Origin of the sequence: Streptomyces sp. Ru73 (assembly GCF_002920575.1) — a bacterium.
Classification (GTDB): Bacteria; Actinomycetota; Actinomycetes; order Streptomycetales; family Streptomycetaceae; genus Streptomyces.
This window is the reverse complement of record NZ_PQSQ01000086.1, coordinates 17810-34486: the sequence shown is the minus strand read 5'-3', so window position 1 is coordinate 34486 and position 16677 is coordinate 17810. Positions and strand designations below refer to the sequence as shown.

13 protein-coding genes and 1 pseudogene are annotated in these 16677 nt (G+C 70.6%); 7 read left to right on the top strand and 7 right to left on the bottom strand.

Annotated elements, in window-relative coordinates; genetic code table 11:
* Positions 1-114 precede the first annotated feature (114 nt).
* A complete protein-coding gene (locus C3486_RS28610; RefSeq protein ID WP_181138737.1) occupies positions 115-618 on the top strand; it encodes a Zn-ribbon domain-containing OB-fold protein in 504 nt (167 codons plus the stop codon).
* 280 nt (positions 619-898) lie between these two features.
* On the opposite strand, the gene aspA is transcribed toward C3486_RS28610, so the two are convergent.
* The 4 genes and pseudogenes from aspA to C3486_RS28590 form a co-directional block, all read right to left on the bottom strand.
* Positions 899-2308, bottom strand: a complete 1410-nt coding sequence (aspA, locus tag C3486_RS28605) for an aspartate ammonia-lyase (protein ID WP_103835669.1) — start codon at positions 2306-2308, stop codon at positions 899-901.
* A 116-nt stretch (positions 2309-2424) separates the two neighbouring features.
* Positions 2425-3504 (bottom strand): annotated as a pseudogene (locus tag C3486_RS28600) (asparaginase).
* A gap of 157 nt (positions 3505-3661) precedes the next feature.
* On the bottom strand, positions 3662-5125 hold the full coding sequence (locus C3486_RS28595) for an amino acid permease (protein ID WP_103835668.1): 1464 nt from the start codon (positions 5123-5125) through the stop codon (positions 3662-3664).
* Positions 5122-5799: a FadR/GntR family transcriptional regulator gene (locus C3486_RS28590; RefSeq protein WP_103835667.1), complete on the bottom strand. Its 678-nt coding sequence runs from the start codon at positions 5797-5799 to the stop codon at positions 5122-5124. Before C3486_RS28590 ends, C3486_RS28595 begins: the two co-directional genes overlap by 4 nt.
* 283 nt (positions 5800-6082) lie before the next feature.
* On the opposite strand from C3486_RS28590, the gene C3486_RS38300 reads away from it, so the two are divergent.
* The 3 genes from C3486_RS38300 to C3486_RS28575 all read left to right on the top strand — a co-directional run bounded on the left by C3486_RS38300 (position 6083) and on the right by C3486_RS28575 (position 8505).
* Positions 6083-6730, top strand: coding sequence for a dihydrofolate reductase family protein (locus tag C3486_RS38300; protein ID WP_258053042.1), 648 nt, complete (start codon positions 6083-6085; stop codon positions 6728-6730).
* Positions 6660-7106 carry a DUF6098 family protein gene (locus C3486_RS28580; RefSeq protein WP_103835666.1) on the top strand — a complete coding sequence of 149 codons (447 nt, stop codon included), beginning with the start codon at positions 6660-6662 and terminating at the stop codon, positions 7104-7106. The genes C3486_RS38300 and C3486_RS28580 overlap by 71 nt, the downstream gene beginning before the upstream one ends.
* Positions 7107-7437: 331 nt before the next feature.
* Positions 7438-8505 carry an ATP-binding protein gene (locus C3486_RS28575; RefSeq protein WP_146075079.1) on the top strand — a complete coding sequence of 356 codons (1068 nt, stop codon included), beginning with the start codon at positions 7438-7440 and terminating at the stop codon, positions 8503-8505.
* A gap of 380 nt (positions 8506-8885) precedes the next feature.
* Here C3486_RS28575 and C3486_RS28570 read toward each other — a convergent pair whose 3' ends face one another.
* Entirely contained in the window at positions 8886-10415 is a 1530-nt protein-coding gene (locus C3486_RS28570; protein WP_258053041.1) for an MFS transporter, read from the bottom strand.
* A 1447-nt stretch (positions 10416-11862) separates the two neighbouring features.
* Between C3486_RS28570 and C3486_RS28560 the strand changes: the two genes are divergently transcribed.
* Positions 11863-12702 carry a polysaccharide deacetylase family protein gene (locus tag C3486_RS28560; protein ID WP_258053040.1) on the top strand — a complete coding sequence of 280 codons (840 nt, stop codon included), beginning with the start codon at positions 11863-11865 and terminating at the stop codon, positions 12700-12702.
* Positions 12703-13438: 736 nt separating this feature from the next.
* Here the strand turns inward: C3486_RS28560 and C3486_RS28555 are convergent.
* Positions 13439-14320 (bottom strand): helix-turn-helix transcriptional regulator, encoded by an 882-nt coding sequence (locus C3486_RS28555; protein ID WP_103835661.1) that lies wholly within the window; start codon positions 14318-14320, stop codon positions 13439-13441.
* A 139-nt stretch (positions 14321-14459) separates the two neighbouring features.
* Here C3486_RS28555 and C3486_RS28550 point away from each other — a divergent pair, with 139 nt between their 5' ends.
* Together C3486_RS28550 and C3486_RS28545 are read left to right on the top strand one after the other, a co-directional pair.
* Positions 14460-14726 carry an Atu4866 domain-containing protein gene (locus C3486_RS28550; RefSeq protein WP_103835660.1) on the top strand — a complete coding sequence of 89 codons (267 nt, stop codon included), beginning with the start codon at positions 14460-14462 and terminating at the stop codon, positions 14724-14726.
* Between the two features lie 197 nt (positions 14727-14923).
* Positions 14924-15682: an SDR family NAD(P)-dependent oxidoreductase gene (locus C3486_RS28545; protein WP_103835659.1), complete on the top strand. Its 759-nt coding sequence runs from the start codon at positions 14924-14926 to the stop codon at positions 15680-15682.
* 324 nt (positions 15683-16006) lie between these two features.
* Here the strand turns inward: C3486_RS28545 and C3486_RS28540 are convergent, their stop codons facing one another.
* Positions 16007-16447, bottom strand: a complete 441-nt coding sequence (locus C3486_RS28540) for a VOC family protein (RefSeq protein WP_103835658.1) — start codon at positions 16445-16447, stop codon at positions 16007-16009.
* Between the last annotated feature and the right edge of the window lie 230 nt (positions 16448-16677).

Here is a 16677-nt window from a genome sequence, read left to right as displayed (position 1 = left end):
CTCCACCTCAGGCCCCGCCACGGGCACCGGGCCGGACCACCGGCCCGGGCCCGGGCGGAGCCCCGGCCACCGGCACCGATGAGACGGCCACGTGCCGTGCACCTCGTGTCGTCCGTGGCCAACGAGGCCCTCGTTCCCCTCGCGGAACTGCTCCGCTGCCCGGCAGCGACCAGAGAGGTTCGCATGTCCCATTCAGTGATCGAAACCGCAGCCAACGCCCTTGCCGGAAGGGAGGGCATCTCGGGTCCGGCACCGCAGAGCGATCCGGTCCACCGGCCCTCCGCGCTGACAGACGGCACCCGGGAGGGTGTGCTGCACTTCCAGCGGTGCCGCTGGTGCCACACCGCAGCCTTCCGCCGCATGTTGTGTCCGGCCTGCGGCTCCACCGACATGGCCGAGGAACGCAGTGCCGGTATCGGCGTCATCCGTCACGTCACCGTCGTCGGCCGTAGGGAGGGCAGGCCCCGCGCCATGGCCGTCATCGACATGCGCGAGGGGTTCTGCCTCCGCGCCAGGGTCGGCGCCGTGCCCCTGGACAGCGCCCGCATCGGAGACCGAGTACGCCTGGCATCCGGACCACGCCCACGCGAGATCGTCTTCCAGCTCTGCGACGCCTAGCCGGCAACGAGCGACACGATCCGCCGGCCGCCGGCTGCGTCGGGCGGTCTCACTGACGCGGCGTCAAAGGGGAGGCAGCGCTGACGACGCCGGGTAAGACCCTCGCATTCCGGCACGGGTTGCTTCTGGTGACCGAGCCGGCGGGGCGGGAGGTCGTGCTGCCAGACCGGTGGATCACACCCGTTTGCTGGTCAGGTCCGCAGCAGAGGGCCGGGCAGGGCCGGGCGACGCCCGACAGTACGGGCGACGCCCGAGAGCAGGGGCGTCGCCCGATCCCGTATCAGGACTGAATCGCGCCGTTGCCCGCGAGGGACTCGGGACGCAGCAGGGCGGTGAGCTTCTCGGCCGGGAGGAGACCCCTCTCCAGGACGAGTTCGGCGACGCCGCGGCCGCTGGTGAGGGCCTCCTTGGCGATGTCGGTGGCGGCCGTGTAGCCGATGTGCGGGTTGAGGGCGGTCACCAGGCCGATGGAGTTCTCGACGGTCGCGCGCAGCTGCTCGGTGTTGGCGGTGATGCCCGCCACGCAGCGTTCGGCGAGGGTGAGGCAGGCGGCGCGCAGGTGGGTGATGGACTCCGAGAGGGAGTGCAGGATGACCGGTTCGAAGGCGTTGAGCTGGAGCTGGCCGGCTTCGGCGGCCATGGTGATGGTGACGTCGTTGCCGATCACCTCGAAGGCGACCTGGTTGACGACCTCGGGGATCACCGGGTTCACCTTGCCGGGCATGATGCTGGAACCGGCCTGGACGGGCGGCAGGTTGATCTCGGCGAGGCCCGCGCGCGGGCCGGAGGAGAGCAGGCGCAGGTCGTTGCAGCTCTTGGAGAGCTTGACGGCGATGCGCTTGAGCACGCCGGACATCTGTACGAAAGCGCCGCAGTCCTGCGTCGCCTCGACCAGGTTGGCGGCGGTGACGAGGGGCAGACCGGTGATGTCGGCGAGGTGGCGGCGGGCCGATTCCGCGTATCCGGCCGGGGCGTTGAGGCCCGTACCGATGGCGGTGGCGCCGAGGTTGATCTCGTGGATCAGCTCGACGGCCTCGGAGAGCCGGCTGCGGTCCTCGTCGAGCATCACGGCGTACGCGGAGAATTCCTGACCGAGGGTCATGGGGACCGCGTCCTGGAGCTGCGTACGGCCCATCTTCAGTACGTCGCGGAACTCGACGGCCTTGGCGGCGAAGGTGTCCTGGAGGACGGCCATCGCCTTGAGCAGCCCGCGTACCGCGAACACCGTCGCGATCTTGACGGCGGTCGGGTAGACGTCGTTGGTGGACTGGCCGAGGTTGACGTCCTCGTTGGGGTGCAGGTGCTGGTACTGCCCCTTGGCGTACCCCAGCAGCTCCAGCGCACGGTTGGCGACGACTTCGTTGGCGTTCATGTTCGTCGAGGTGCCGGCGCCGCCCTGGATGACGTCGACGACGAACTGGTCGTGCAGCTTGCCATCGCGGATCTCGCGGCACGCGGCGACGATCGCGGCCGCCTTCCGGGGCTCCAGCAGACCGAGTTCCTCGTTGGCGAGCGCTGCGGCTTCCTTGACGGTGGCCAGGGCGTCGATCAGGTGCGGGTAGGCGGAGATCGGGGTGCCGGTGATGGGGAAGTTCTCCGTGGCGCGCAGGGTGTGGACACCCCAGTACGCGTCGGCGGGTATGTCCCGGTCTCCGAGCAGGTCGTGTTCGCTGCGGGTGGCGGCGGTCATGGCGTGCGGGTCCTCTTCTTCGAGGGTCTTCGAGGTGGGTGAGTCCGGCTCGTGGGTGGGGAGTCCGGCTCGTGGGGTGGGTGAGTCGGGCTGGGCGGAGCTGTACTTGGTCGGGCTCATGAGGTGGGCTGGGTCAGGGGCACGCAGGGGGCGACGGCCCGGGGGAGCAGTGCGGGGGCGGGCCGTACGCTGCCGACGGGCCGGCCGCCGCCGAGCATCGGCTCCCCCGCGAACGCGGTGAGGAGTTCCGGATCGGCCCCCGCCCGTACCAGGGCGGCCGCGGCGACGGGGATACGCGCCCGGTTCGCCCCGTCGGCGATCTTCACGGCGATGGCGCTGCCGTCCGGCAGCGCGGCGACCTGAACCCCCTCGAAACCGTCCTTGGCCAGCAGCCCGGGAACCGCGCGCATCAGCGCGGCGACGTCCCGCCCGCCCCCGGAGGCCATCTCGGGGTGGGTGCGCATGGCGTCCGCCACGCGTGCCTCGGGGGTGCCGGGCGCGGCGGTGGTGATACGGGCGGCGGCGCGGGCGAGGCCGTGCAGGGAGACGGCGAACAGCGGGGCGCCGCAGCCGTCGACGGTGACCTGCGCGATGCGCTGCCCGGTGAGGTCCTCGACGGTCTCGGCGATCGCCGTCTGCAGCGGGTGATCGGCAGCGAGGTAATTCTCCAGCGGTCAGCCGTTGAGCAGGCAGGTGTAGAGCATCGCGGCGTGCTTGCCGGAGCAGTTCTGGGCGAGCCGGGAGGCCGGGCGGTGCTCGCGGACCCAGGCGTCGCGGACGGCCGGGTCGTACGGCAGGTCCGGGACGTTGCGCAGGTCGTCCTCGGTGGCGCCGGCGAGATCGAGGATTCGCCGGGCTCCGGCGAGGTGGCGTTCCTCGCCGGAGTGGCTGGCCGCGGCGAGGGAGAGCAGCTCGCCGTCGAGCGGGAGCCCGGCCCGCACCATGGCGACGGCCTGCACGGGCTTGAGCGCCGAGCGCGGATAGCAGGCGGCCTCCGCGTCGCCGAGCCGGAAGCGGATCTCACCGTCGGCACCGAGGACGACGACGGAGCCGTGGTGGACTCCCTCGATCACCCCGCCACGGGTGACGTGGGCGACGGGAGCGTGGCGGGGTTCGCGGACGGGGGGTGCCGCCGCGAGGTGCCGCGCGTCCGTGGCGGACGCGTCGGCGGCGGGGCGGTTGTGCAGGTGGTGCATTCGTGTCTCTCTCGACCAGTGATGGGTCGTCGCCACTCTCGATGAGTGGCGGGTTGTCGTGAACGGTGGACCGCCGTGGGGGAGAGCCGTGGACGGTGGTCGTCATGGGAACGGTGGACCGCCCCGCACAGTGGGTCGTCGTGGACCGCTACGCCGCTCACGCGTCGGTCGTGACGGAGGCGCGCCCGACACGGCGGCGGATGCCGTACCAGCCCGCGACCAGAGCTCCGGCGATCAGTGGCAGGCACAGCACGGTCGCGCGGCCGGCGCCGCCGTCGGCGTACATCAGGACCAGGACGGTGGCGAGGAAGGCCAGGGTCACGAGTTCGGTCCAGGGGGACCCGGGCAGCCGGTAGCCGGGGCGGGTCAGCTCGCCCTTCTGGGTCTTCTGCCAGAAGAGCAGGTGACAGATCATGATCATGGCCCAGGTCGCGAGGATGCCGATCGCCGCGAAGTTGAGCACGATCTCGAACGCGTCGGCGGGGACCACGTAGTTGAGGCCGACACCGAGGACGCAGATGCCGCTGGTGAGCAGGATGCCGCCGTACGGCACCTGACTGCGGCTCATACGGGCGGTGAACCGCGGCGCGGAGCCGCTGACCGCCATGGAGCGCAGGATGCGCCCCGTGGAGTACAGGCCGGAGTTGAGCGAGGACATGGCCGCGGTGAGCACGACGAGGTTCATCACGCCGCCGGCCGCCGGGACGCCGATGCGGGACAGTACGGTCACGAAAGGGCTCTCGTCGGCGCTGTACGCGGTCCAGGGCAGCAGCATCGACAGCAGCACGACCGAGCCGACGTAGAAGACACCCACCCGCCACATGATCGAGTTGATCGCCTTCGGCATGATCTTCTCGGGGTTCTCGGTCTCCCCGGCCGCGACGCCGACCAGCTCCACGGAGGCGTACGCGAAGACGACGCCCTGGATGACCAGCAGTACGGGCAGCAGGCCGCCGGGGAAGACGCCGCCGTTGTCGGTGATCAGGGAAGGACCGGGCGCGGCGCCGTCGACCGGCTGCTGGGTGACCAGCAGGAAGATGCCGACGCACATGAAGACCACCAGCGCGCCGACCTTGATGATGGCGAACCAGAACTCCAGCTCACCGAAGATCCGCACCGAGATGAGGTTCACGGTGAGGACCACGGCCAGGGCGATGAGGGCGATCACCCACTGCGGGACGTCGGAGAACATGCCCCAGTAGTGGGTGTAGGTGGCCACCGCGGTGATGTCGGCGATGCCGGTGGTCGCCCAGTTGAGGAAGTACATCCAGCCCGCGGTGTACGCGCCTTTCTCGCCCAGGAACTCCCGGGCGTACGACACGAAGGCGCCGGAGGACGGGCGGTACAGGACCAGTTCGCCGAGGGCCCGTACGACGAGGAAGGCGAAGAGGCCGCAGACGGCGTACGCGAGGAAGAGGGAGGGGCCCGCGTCGGCGAGCCGGCCGCCGGCGCCGAGGAAGAGGCCGGTGCCGATGGCACCGCCGATGGCGATCATGTTGACGTGCCGGGACTTCAGGGACTTGCGGTAACCCGCGTCTCCGGCGTCGATGTGGCCGGACGAGGGGCGGGACGTGTGGTCGGACGAAGGGCGCGTCTCGCCTTTGAGATGCTGTTCGCTCACGCCTCGGGGCTGCCTTCCGTAGGTATGTCCGTACGTGTGGGGCGCACGATGTCGGTGAGGGTGGTGTCGACGCGGTCGAGATGGTGGGACATGGCCGCCACCGCGTCCTGCTCGGAACCGTCGATCAGCGCCTCGACGATCGCCCGGTGCTCCTGGTTGGAGCGCTCGCGCCGGCCGCCCAGGTCGTTGAGGAGCGCCGACTGGCGCGCCAGCGCGTCGCGGATCTCCTCGATGACCCGGCGGAAGACCGGGTTCTGGGCCGCCTCGGCCACGGCGAGGTGGAAGAGGCTGTCCATCGCGACCCACGCGGTGGTGTCCGTCTCCCGTTCCATCCGGTCCAGCAGGTGGGAGAGGTGGTCCAGGTTCTCCGGGGTGCGGCGCAGCGCCGCGTACCCGGCGACCGGGATCTCCACGTGCCGGCGCACTTCCAGCAGGTCGCTGGCCGAGTAGTCGCCGAAGGTGGGGTCCTCGACGGTGGTCGCGACCACGAAGGTGCCCCGGCCGGTCCTGGACACGGTCAGGCCCATGGTCTGCAGGGCGCGGAGGGCCTCGCGCAGCACAGGCCGGCTGACCTCCAGCGTGCGGCAGAGCTCCGCTTCGGAGGGAAGCTTGTCGCCGATGGCGTAGTCGCCGCGCTCGATGGCGCCGCGGAGGTGGGCGAGCACCGCTTCCATCGCGCTGACGCGCTGCGGCTTCCGGCCACCTGTCTGGCTGTCTGACAGGTTCATGCGAGTGATCCTGCGGGTTACGCGAGGGTGGTGTCAAGGGTTGTCCTGCCGGCGAGGCAGAAGCAGCGTGCGGGGGCGTGGGCGAGTGTTCACGAGATTCGACGGAACGGTGCTCGCGTCCGTTGGGCGGGTGCCATGATCACTCAGCGGCCGCACACCTCGGCGTGCCATCCGGCAGTGCCGGGCCGTAGCGCGACGGCGTGACCAACGGAAGGGACCGGACCTGGGCATGCGCAGACTCGTGCACTACGTCGCCACCACTCTCGACGGCTTCATCGCGGGGCCGGACGGCGGAGACCCCACGGGACCGAACGGCTTCTGGCCCATACCGGAGGACTACCTGCAGCACCTCGTGGCCGAGTACCCGGAGACGCTGCCCGTCCAGGCCCGGCAGGCACTGTCCGTCACGGCGGAGGGCACGCACTTCGACACCGTGCTGGAGGGGCGGCGCAGCTACGAGACCGGTCTTGCGGCCGGCCTCACCGACGCCTATCCCCACCTGCGTCACCTGGTGTTTTCCCGAACCCTGAGCGAGAGCCCGGACCCGGCCGTCGAAGTGGTCGCCGATGATCCGGTGGCGACCGTGCGTGAACTGAAGCAGCAGGAGGGCAAGGACGTCTGGCTGCTGGGCGCCTGGCCGCCAGTTCGTTCCTGCCGGCTGGCCGCGGTTCCGCCCGGTTGCGTTTTCCGGGTGTCGGCTGGGTGGCTGCCGGGTTCTGGGTACCCGTGCGGGCATGATCGAGGGCGCACTGCGGCGGGGCATGCCTGCCGGCGCCGCTGGGGCACGAGGAAAGGACGGAAACGCTGTGGGGAGCACCGGTGGTCTGCCCACCCTGCATACGCTGACAGAGCTGGCCAGGCTTGTGGAGGACCGTGATCAGTTGTATGTGAGGTGGTCACGCGGGCCCGAGACCGACCTCACGGCCGTCTCCAGCACCGACGACCTCACCGGCATCTCCTTGCCCGGCCTGTCCGCCAACCCGCTCGACGTCGCACCGTGGTGGCAGGACCGCTCCGTACGCGTATGGGTCGCCCGACGGCTGTATGACTACTCCCACCTGCCGCGGGAGAAGGGGCCGGGCGTCCGGGCATGGGTGTTGCGCGGCACCGAAGCCGACCGCGGCCCCGACAACGAACCACTGGTCACGGACGTCGAGCCCCTCGGCTGGATCGACCCCCGCGTGCTGGAGGAAGCCGAGGAGGAAGTGAAACGGCACAAGGAACAGTGGGGCCCGCTGCGCCGCGAAGGCTGAAAATGCCCTCGGTGGCGTCACCACTCTCCCGCACCACCGCACAGGTCCGGGTCCGACGCTCCCGGGGGATGGGCGCATAAGTCCTCGAAGGAGGCAGACAGCCCGCAACCCACTGCTCACAGCCCGCAGCCCGCTGAGATCACGGGTCGGGTCGGGTCGGTGGGTGCCGTGATGGCCTGTCGAGTGGGAAAAATATCGTTCGACAGGGTGTCCGCCGGTGCCGATACTCGCCTTCGTGGCAGCGCTGCCGGTGTTGTGGCTGTATGGGGCGCCAGGGGTCGGGAAGACCAGCGTGGGCTGGGAGGTTTTCGTCCGGAGCGCCGATGCGGGCGTGCCCACCGGATTTGTGGATATCGACCAGCTCGGCATGTGCTACGCGCCGCCGACGGCGCGGCACTGGGCTCCCGAGCCGGACTCGGACCCGGGGCGCCATCGGCTCAAGGCTCGGACGCTCAACGCGGTGGTGACCAACTTCCGGGACGCGGGTGCCCGCTCTCTGGTCGTCTCGGGCGTCACCGATGCCGCTCGCGGGGTGGAAGCCGGCCTGGTGCCGCACGCGAGGGTGACGGCCTGCCGGCTGCGGGCGGGGCCGGCGGAGCTGAGCCGGCGGCTGGCCGCTCGCGGTCGCCCGAACGACGATTTCGCGGAGGAGTTCGCGTACGCCGCTGCTCTGGACCGCGCCTTCCCGGCCGATCCGTACGTCGACACGACCGGACTGACCGTCGCCGAGGCCGCCGACCTCGTGACGGCTCGTACCCGGTGGCCCGGCCTGCCGGCACGAGGGGAGGACCTGAGCATGGTGCGGCGGGAACCGGACCGTACGCCGGGCGAGATCCTGTGGCTGTGCGGGCCGGCCGCCGTCGGCAAGTCCACCATCGGCTGGCAGCTGTACCAGCAGGTCCGGCGGGCCGGGGTGAATGCCGCGTTCGTGGACCTCGACCAGATCGGCTTCTACCGGCCGGCCCCTGCTGGGGACCGGGGAAACCACCGCCTCAAGGCGGCCAACCTGGCCGCGATCCGGCGCGAGTTCCGGGCCGACGGAGCGGGGTGCCTGATCGCTGTCGGCCCACTGGACCTGCCCGAGGACCTGGCGGCGTACACAGCGGCTCTGCCCGCGGCCACGATCACAGTGTGCCGACTGCACGCCGACCGGGAGACCCTGGCCGACCGGCTTACGCGCCGCGGTCACGGCATCACCCCCGCGCGGGGCCTCGCAGGCGACCAGCTGCTCGGACAACCGCAGGCGCGACTGTGCGAGATCGCCGACCGGGGGACACGGATCCTGGCCGCCCTGGACGGCCTCGGCGGTCTCCGCGTGGATACCGACGACCGGCCCGCGGACGAGGTCGCCGCAGAGATCCTCCGGCGGACCGGGTGGCCGTCGTCACCAGTTCCTTGAGCCGGGAGCGACGGCATGGGCCACAGCAAAAGCGCTGGCAGAGGTGAGGTCATGCTGAGGCTGCTACGCCCGTGAGGCCGGATTGTGTCCGTCGTGGTGTTTCGGCGCGGGCCGTTGGCGGTGCGGCGGACGGTGCGTGGCTTGGGCCGGGCCGGCGCAACTGCCGGAGTCCTCCACGCACCGGTCCCGCATCGACGCCGGGCGCCTGGCCGCTCCGAGCCCAGACCGCCGACTGCCGGTTGCCGGCCACGCCGTCCAGGACCACCGACCACCGACCGCCGACCGCCGCACCTTCGGCCGGCCTCACCGAAGAGTGAGCCAGCCGTTCCTGCCCGCGGACGCGGCAGCGGTGGCGGCCGCCATGGCGTCCGTTGTGTGGTTCAGGCGGGGGCGGGGCCGGGGCCGGGCTCGCCGCCGGGAGGTGTGCGGTCCGTTGTGTTCTTGACCACCGACAGGGGCCGGGCGACCGACTCCAGCGGCTTGCGTTCCGCGTCGATGCCGATGACCGCTTCGACGAGCCCGCCGATGACCATGACGGTGGCGCCGATGAGGTAGCCGATGAACAGCCGGCCGCGGTCGCTGCCGTCGCCGATCAGCCAGCCGTACAGGTAGGGCGCGCCGGCGCCGGCGGCCTGGCCGATGGCGAAGAACAGGGCGATGGCCTGGCCTCGTACCTCCAGGGGGAAGATCTCTCCTGCCGTCAGGTAGCCGGAGGAGGCGCCTGCCGAGGCGAAGAAGAAGATCACGCACCAGGCGGTGGTCTGGGTGGCGGCGGTGAGGACGTCCGCCCGGAACAGCATGGCGGTGAAGGCCAGTGCGCAGCCGGAGAAGAGGTAGGTGCCGGCGATCATGCGGCGTCGGCCGAGGGTGTCGAAGAGAGGGCCGAGCAGGATCGGTCCGAGGAGGTTGCCCACGGCGAAGGCGATCAGGTACAGCGGTGCGCGGTCGTCGGGGACGCCGTAGAACTTGTTGAGCACCAGGGTGTAGGTGAAGAAGATCGCGTTGTAGAGGAAGGACTGGGTGATCATCAACGTCGAGGCCAGTACGGCGCGTTGGGGGTAGTCCTTGAACAGCACCTTGAGCAGGGTGGTGTAGCCGGAGTGCGGGGACTTGGCGATGGTGATGGCCTGGCTCGCATCCACCGGCTGGAGGCGGCGTCCGGTACGGCTGGCGGCCTGTTCGATGTGTGCGATGGCCTCCTCGGCTTCCTTGTGCCGGCCGTTCATGATGAGCCACCGTGGGCTCTCGGGCAGGTTGCGGCGTACGAAGAGGACGGAGAAGCCGAGTACGGGGCCGAGGAGGAAGCCCAGACGCCAGGCGAGGCTCGCGCTGAAGTGGCTCAGGAGGTACAGCTCGGCCAGTGTGCCGATGATGGCGCCGGCCCAGTAGGTTCCGTTGACCAGCAGGTCGACCCGGCCGCGGAAGCGGGCCGGCATCATCTCCTGGATGGCCGAGTTGATTGCCGCGTACTCGCCGCCGATGCCCGTGCCCGCGATGAACCGCGTCAGGTACAAGAACGCGTCCCACCACAGGCCCTGGCCGAGGGTGAGGGCGGTGAGCCCGCTGCCGAAGAGGTAGACGGCGAAGGTGAGCAGGAAGAGCCCACGGCGGCCGAACCGGTCCGCCAGCCGTCCGAAGACCAGCGCGCCCACCACCTGTCCGATCAGATAGACGGTGGCGATGAGTCCGGCGTCGCCGGAGGAGAGATTGAGGGTATCGCTGCGGGTGAGGATGGCCACCACGGAGCTGGCGACGGTGATTTCCAGGCCGTCCAGGATCCAGGCGATGCCCAGGGCGGCGATCATCTTCGTGTGGAAGCCGGACCACGGCATCCGGTCGATCCGGGCGGGGACCAGGCTGCGGACGGGGCCGGCCGGCCCCGCGGGCGGGGTATCGGCGGGAGAGGGCACGGTGCGTACCTTCCGGGAAATGCGAACGAACTCATCAGTGTTCGCCCGGGCTTGGGCCGCCCGGCTGTAGGGCATCTGCCCCGACGGCGCGCCCGGCACACGGCGGTCGCCCGTAGCACGCCCGCTCCTGCGGCCGGAGTGGCGATGGGCATCAGAGCGAGGGGTGTTTCGTGCACGGGGAGTGGTACGCGCCGGGTTACATGGGGGGCCTCGGCGTCGCGGTGGATCGCGGTGGGTTGCGGTAGGGCGCGGTGGATCGCAGCGGGTTCGGAGGCGGGGAAGCATGTGGTTGCGGGTGGGGGGAGGGGCTGGGCGACGGCGCGCCGGTCGCCGTGGCGGACGTGTACTGCCGGCGGGTGCGTCTGTGCCGGCCGGTGTGCACGGTCGGTGTGTTGCTTTAGCTGCTGTGGGTTTCGCCGGCTCTCGTTACGGTGAACCGGCGCCGTACTCGTCTCGTGACGCAGCATCCAACTGTCTCGTGACGCAGCATCCAACTGGAGGCGCCCGAGGAGTACGTGAGGAGTACTTGGTGTAGACGGGCCGGTGGCAGCCGGGATGCAGCAGGTGGACCGAGGTCTCCTTTGCCGGCGGGCCGTGCGGCCGAGCAGCGGGCGCTACGGCACGCACGTTCTCCGGCCTCGGCGCCGCGGGGCCCCTCGGCCGCTCCGCTGCGCCTGAGTCTGTGCCGGACGACATTCCGCGGGGCTGCGTACAAAGCCTGACCACGTATCGCGGTGCTGCGTACAAATCCCGTAAAAGGCAACCGGTCCCACGACACCCGGCTCCGCGCAGACCACGATGGGGGCCGGAACGGGAGGGAGTCGGCGATGAGGTCCTGCCCCATCTGCACACCGGCGTGGGTTCCGTCGTGCTCGGCGCCTTGCTGTCGGCCGTGCTGGAGATGACCGTGCTGGCCACCGTTCCGCGTGCCGGTCGGCCGATCCTCGTCGGCGCCCTGGCCGGAGCCGTGACTGTGGTCTGCGTCGTGGTCGCGGCTGTCGTGCCCAGCCACCACCGAGCCCGACGAGGGCCAGCCGGCAGCTGACTGCGACGGACGAGTCGTAGCTGGCCGGCGCCGCCCTGGGTGTTCGTCCCCAGGGGACGCTGTCCGCCCGCTCCGGCTCACCCCCTCCCGTACAGCCGGTCCGAACCGTCTCCCCACCGCGTGGATCTCCGCCACGCACGGGCGCCCACGGGTGCCCACGGGCACGGCACCGCCTGGCAGAACACCATCTCGACCTGCCCGCAAACGTCGCACGTCTGCGGGCGGGCGCCACCGACCGCGAGCGGACCGGAGGGAGTGCGGTGCGGTATGCCCTCACCCAGTGACGGTGATCCCTTGTCCTGTACGGCCGGGTTGCCTCTCCACCACCGTCACGGGCGGCACGGTGACTCTGGGCCGACCGGCGGGGTGAAGCGGCGCAGCAGAGGGGGTCGGCTCTGCGGGGTGCTGGCGGGAGCGGGGCTTGCGGCCCTGGCACTCGGTGGCTGCGACACCGGCGGTGGCGGCACAACCGGCCGGGCCACCGCCTCGGTGCAGCCCGCCGCTCCCCACTCCACGAGCGCCACCGCGCCAAGCTGGCACAAGTGGGGCCTGCGCCCCCTGCTCGCGGCCCCACCGCCCCCGCACGACAAGCCCATCAAACTCTTCGCCACCGGAACGGTTCCGGTCATCACCCGCGTCCCGACGTCACAGAAGGTCGTGTTCATCACGATCGACGACGGGCTGGAGAAGGACCCGCACTTCGTCGAGATGATGCGGGACCTGAAAATCCCGATCACGATGTTTCTGATGAACGACGTCATCAGGTCCGACTACGGATACTTCCGGCAGCTGCAGGCCCTGGGCAACCACATCCAGAACCACACCCTGCACCACCCCGTGATGAGCGCTCTGCCGCTGACCCGCCAGCGGGAAGAGGTGTGCGGCGACCAGAAGAGGCTCACCAAGGAGTACGGGACCGCGCCGCTGCTGTTCCGCCCTCCCTACGGCGCCTACAACCACGACACCAAGACTGCGGTCGGCGCGTGCGGGCCCCGGGCGATCGTCTGGTGGCGGGAATTCACGCAGGTCAACACCATTGCGTACCAGCTCCCGGACAGGAAGCTGCGCCCCGGTGACATCATCCTCGTCCACTTCCGCGGACCCGCACAGCTCAAGGGCGACCCGATGACGCGGATGTTCGCCAACCTGCTCAAGCGGATCCAGGAGCAGGGATTCGCTGTGGCCCGCCTGGAGGACTACATCCAGCCACCGGCCGGTGCAACACCTCGGGCAGCGAAGTGAAGTGATGGGCCGTTGAACGGCGGCAGCCCTTCGACTGCTCGGCGATCGGGCGATTCCGAGTGGGCGTCAGGGTGCCGTTTCCCGCTTGCCGGCCGTGGAGGGCGAGCAGGACGTGGTCCGCTGGTCCGCCTCGCCCGCGCCCGTGGTTTCGACGTCAACCGACGGTGAGTCGGCATCGCCTGGCCGTGGCTGAGCACGTTGTATGCCGATGAGCACGACGTCCCCCTTCAGCCCGTCTGCCCCGGTGCGCGTCAGTCTGGCATGCCCATGACTCATGGACAACGGGGCCGGGAAGCGCGGGCGTCGTCGGCGTACGTGGAAGAGACCGGCCCGCCGCACGCAGGGGCAGCGTGACCGTCGAGGCGCCCCTCGCGTCGTGCATGTCCACCGGCCGGTGGACCGTCTTCGCCCCCGGCCGCATCCCTCTCCTGGTCCAGGAGGGCACCTGAAGCAGGATCCGCCGGGGTGTCGCACGAGCGTCCGCGCGCCGATCGCCGGTGTCGGCCGGCGAGGCAAGGCGGGGTGCTGGCAGTCAGGCGTCAGCTCCGGTCGAGGGGAGCGCCACCACCGTCAGCCGTCAGCCGTCAGCCGGGAGCCGTCAGCCGGGAGCCGCCTTGCGCCGAGGTGGCCCGCGCCATGGGGACGTCGGGGGAGTGGGTCTCTCCGGTGTGCTTTGCCGCGGCTCCAGTTCCGGGTGGCTGCCGGTGCCTGGGAATCACGCGGAGGCGAAGCCGCTCTATCGGCGTCGATCTCCGCGGTCCGTCGGCTGGTCGGCGGTGGGGTCGGTGTGGGGCCGGTGCCGGGTGGCGTGGAGGGAGCCGAGCAGATGGAGGGAGTGGGCGCTGGGGCTGCCTGGTTCGGCATGGTAGATGACCAGCTGCTGGCCGGGTGTCTCGCGTACGTCGAACGCTTGATAGGTGAGGGTGAGTGGGCCGACCTCTGGGTGGAGGAGGTGTTTGGCGTCCTGTGTTTTGCCTCGCACGGTGTGGGATTGCCAGAGGCGGGCGAAGTCCGCGCTGTGCTCGGTGAGGGTGCGTACGAGTTCGCGCAGCCGTGGGTTGTCCGGGTCGAATCCGGCTGCCTCGCGAAGGTTGGCGACGGTGGCGTGTGCTGCCCGGTCCCAGTCGGTGTAGAAGTGGCGGCCCGCGGGGTCGAGGAAGGTCATGCGGGCCAAGTTGTCCGCCGGCGCGAACGGGGCGTAGAGGGCATCGGCCAGGGCGTTGACGGCGAGGAGGTCCAGGGTCCGGCTCATCACGAACGCTGGAGTGTTCGGGTAGCCGTCCATCAGCTGTCGCAGTGCCGGGCTGACCTGCTCGGCGGCGTGGACGGAGGGCCGTTCGCTCGGCGTGGCCCCGGCCAGCCGGTACAGGTGCGCGCGGGCGTCCGCGTCGAGGCGCAGCGCGCGGCTGAGCGCGTCGACCACCTGGGGTGAGGGGTTGCGTTCGCGGCCTTGTTCGAGGCGGGTGTAGTAGTCGGCGTTCACGCCGGTCAGGACGGCGACCTCCTCGCGGCGTAGTCCGGCGACTCTACGGGCGCCGTAGCTCGTCATGCCGACGTCCTGCGGCTGCAGGCCGGCGCGGCGTGCGCGCAGGAAGTCTCCCAGGTGGTTGTCGTCCATGGGTCCAGGCTAGGCGGCGGCCCGGTGTGCTGCCTGGGTGCGGCACACCCAGGCAGCACGCGCCCTGGTTGGTCGCCGCTGACCTGCCCAGACTCGGTGGAGCGGGAGGGACCGCACCCTGTGAGGAGAGGAGTCCGTCATGGCCGGGAGCGTGGAGAGCGACCCCGTCGACGTGGTCGGAACGTGGGTGACCGCGGATGGCCACATCCGCCAGGAGCTACTGCCGGACGGCCGGTACGACGAGGCCCGCGGCGAGCGGCGCAGCGCGTACACCGGCCGGTACACGGTGACCGGTAGCCACCTGGACTACGTCGATGACACCGGGTTCACCGCCACAGGCGACATCCGGGACGGAGTGCTCTACCACGAGCACCTCGTGCTCTACCGGGAGCAGACGTCCTCGTAGCGGAGGCCGGGCCGCGGCCGCCCTGGCTCCCCGGGGCGGGGGGGGGCCGCCGTCGGCGGACCAGGAAGCCCCGGCACAGCAGTCAGCCGGTCTGCCGGTCAGCCAGGCAGCCGGTCTGCCGGTCAGCATCAACGACAACCGCCAGTCAGCATCAACGAGAACCGAGAACCGAGAACCGAGAACCGAGGACCATATCCATGACAGGACAACGACTTGACGGCAAGGTCGCGCTGATCACGGGCGCGACCGGCGGCCTGGGCACAGCGACCGCCGAACTCTTCGCCCGCGAAGGCGCCCGGCTGGTGATCACCGATGTCGCCGAAGGCCCCTTGCAGGACCTGTCCCAGCGGCTCGGGGCACGCGGCGCAGAGGTGGTCGCTGCCCGCCTCGATGTCTCTTCCGCGGGGGAGTGGGACGAAGTGATCACCGTCGTACGCGACCGGTTCACAACGCTGGACGTGCTGGTGAACCTCGCCGGCATCCTGGACTGGCCCGGTATCGAGGACACGCGGGAAGCGGCGTGGGACCGTGTCATCGACGTGAACCAGAAAGGCACCTGGCTCGGCATGAAGGCGGCCATGCCGCTTCTGCGGGCGAGCGGCAACGCCTCGGTGATCAATACCTCGTCCGTACTCGGCCTGGTGGGAAGCGGCGCGGCTGCGGCCTACCAGGCGTCCAAGGGGGCCGTGCGCCTGCTGAGCAAGACCGCCGCGGTGGAGTACGCCCGGCAGGGAGTGCGGGTCAACTCGGTGCATCCCGGGGTGATCGCCACGCCGATGATCCAGGACCTCCTGGACGACCAGGGCGACCAGCAGCCGGACATCCAGCGCACTCCCATGCGCCGAGCCGGCCGCGCTGATGAGGTTGCCTCCGCGATCCTCTTCCTGGCCTGCGACGACTCCTCGTTCGTCACCGGCTCGGAACTGGTGGTCGATGGCGGCCTCACCGCGCACTGAACCGCCCGGCCGCGCGACGGCCCACGGCTCGCCGTGAACGCCACACCCCGTGAGCGCGTCCACGTCCTGGCCCACCTCGGAGGCCGAACAGCTCAGCCGCCGCCTGCGCCTCAGGCGGGGTCGGCCTTGGACGGGTCCGGTGGCGGGCGCGTTGGCGTGTGGAGCGCCGCCGCCCGGATTCCAGAACTGCGCCGCCAATGTCACGCCGACGTCGCGCCGACGTCGTGCCGGCGTCGGGCCGGGGCCTGGGCCTGGCGGCCTGTGGTGGTCCCGGCAGTGGCACGTGTGCGCCGGGAAGCGGCACGGCTTCTGGCGCCCGCCCTCTCAGCGCAATTGCTCGGCCAGCCCAACGATGATGCCTTCCGGGCCGCGGAGGTAGCAGAGCAGGTAGCTGTCCTCGTACCGGGCGATGTCGCCGACGAGCACGGCACCGTGCGGGCGCAGGCGGGCGACGGTGTCCTCGATGTCGTCGACGGCGAACATGACCCGGTGTGTGCCCAGGATGTTGTGCGGCCGGTTGCGCTGCCCGACGCTGACCGCCGCGGGGCTGTGGTACTTCGCCAGTTCGAGCCGGCTGTGCCCGTCCGGGGTGTGGAGCATTGCGATGTCGCAGCGGACGCCGTCGAGCCCGGTGCACTGGTCGGCGACGGGACCTTGAATCTCCGCCCTGCCCTCCAGCTCCATGCCGAGTTCCACGAAGAACGCGATGGCGGCATCCAAGTCCTCGACGACGATGCCGACGTTGTCCATCCGCTGAATCGCCATGCTGGTCTCTCCTCTTCTTCCTCGTACGGCCGGTTTCCTCGTACGGCCGGTGGTGGCCGCCCATATCCCTGGGACGGAGCCGGCGGCATGTTCTCGACATCCTCAGACCGCCGAACTCCGAAAATCTCCGATTGCGTCTCAACACGCCGCCGATGGAGGCAGAAGGCTCCAGCTCGCTGACGAACGCGACCCCGGCACCTGTCGCCATGGCGGCGCTCCTGACGATGAGG

What these genes read in the sequence shown, in the direction of transcription:
- aspA (WP_103835669.1), bottom strand. Translation starts at nt 2,308, where the DNA reads ATGACCGCCGCCACCCGCAGCGAACACGACCTGCTCGGAGACCGGGAC.
- C3486_RS28590 (WP_103835667.1), bottom strand. Translation starts at nt 5,799, where the DNA reads ATGGAAGCGGTGCTCGCCCACCTCCGCGGCGCCATCGAGCGCGGCGAC.
- C3486_RS38300 (WP_258053042.1), top strand. Translation starts at nt 6,083, where the DNA reads ATGCGCAGACTCGTGCACTACGTCGCCACCACTCTCGACGGCTTCATC.
- C3486_RS28555 (WP_103835661.1), bottom strand. Translation starts at nt 14,320, where the DNA reads ATGGACGACAACCACCTGGGAGACTTCCTGCGCGCACGCCGCGCCGGC.
- C3486_RS28550 (WP_103835660.1), top strand. Translation starts at nt 14,460, where the DNA reads ATGGCCGGGAGCGTGGAGAGCGACCCCGTCGACGTGGTCGGAACGTGG.
- C3486_RS28545 (WP_103835659.1), top strand. Translation starts at nt 14,924, where the DNA reads ATGACAGGACAACGACTTGACGGCAAGGTCGCGCTGATCACGGGCGCG.
- C3486_RS28540 (WP_103835658.1), bottom strand. Translation starts at nt 16,447, where the DNA reads ATGGCGATTCAGCGGATGGACAACGTCGGCATCGTCGTCGAGGACTTG.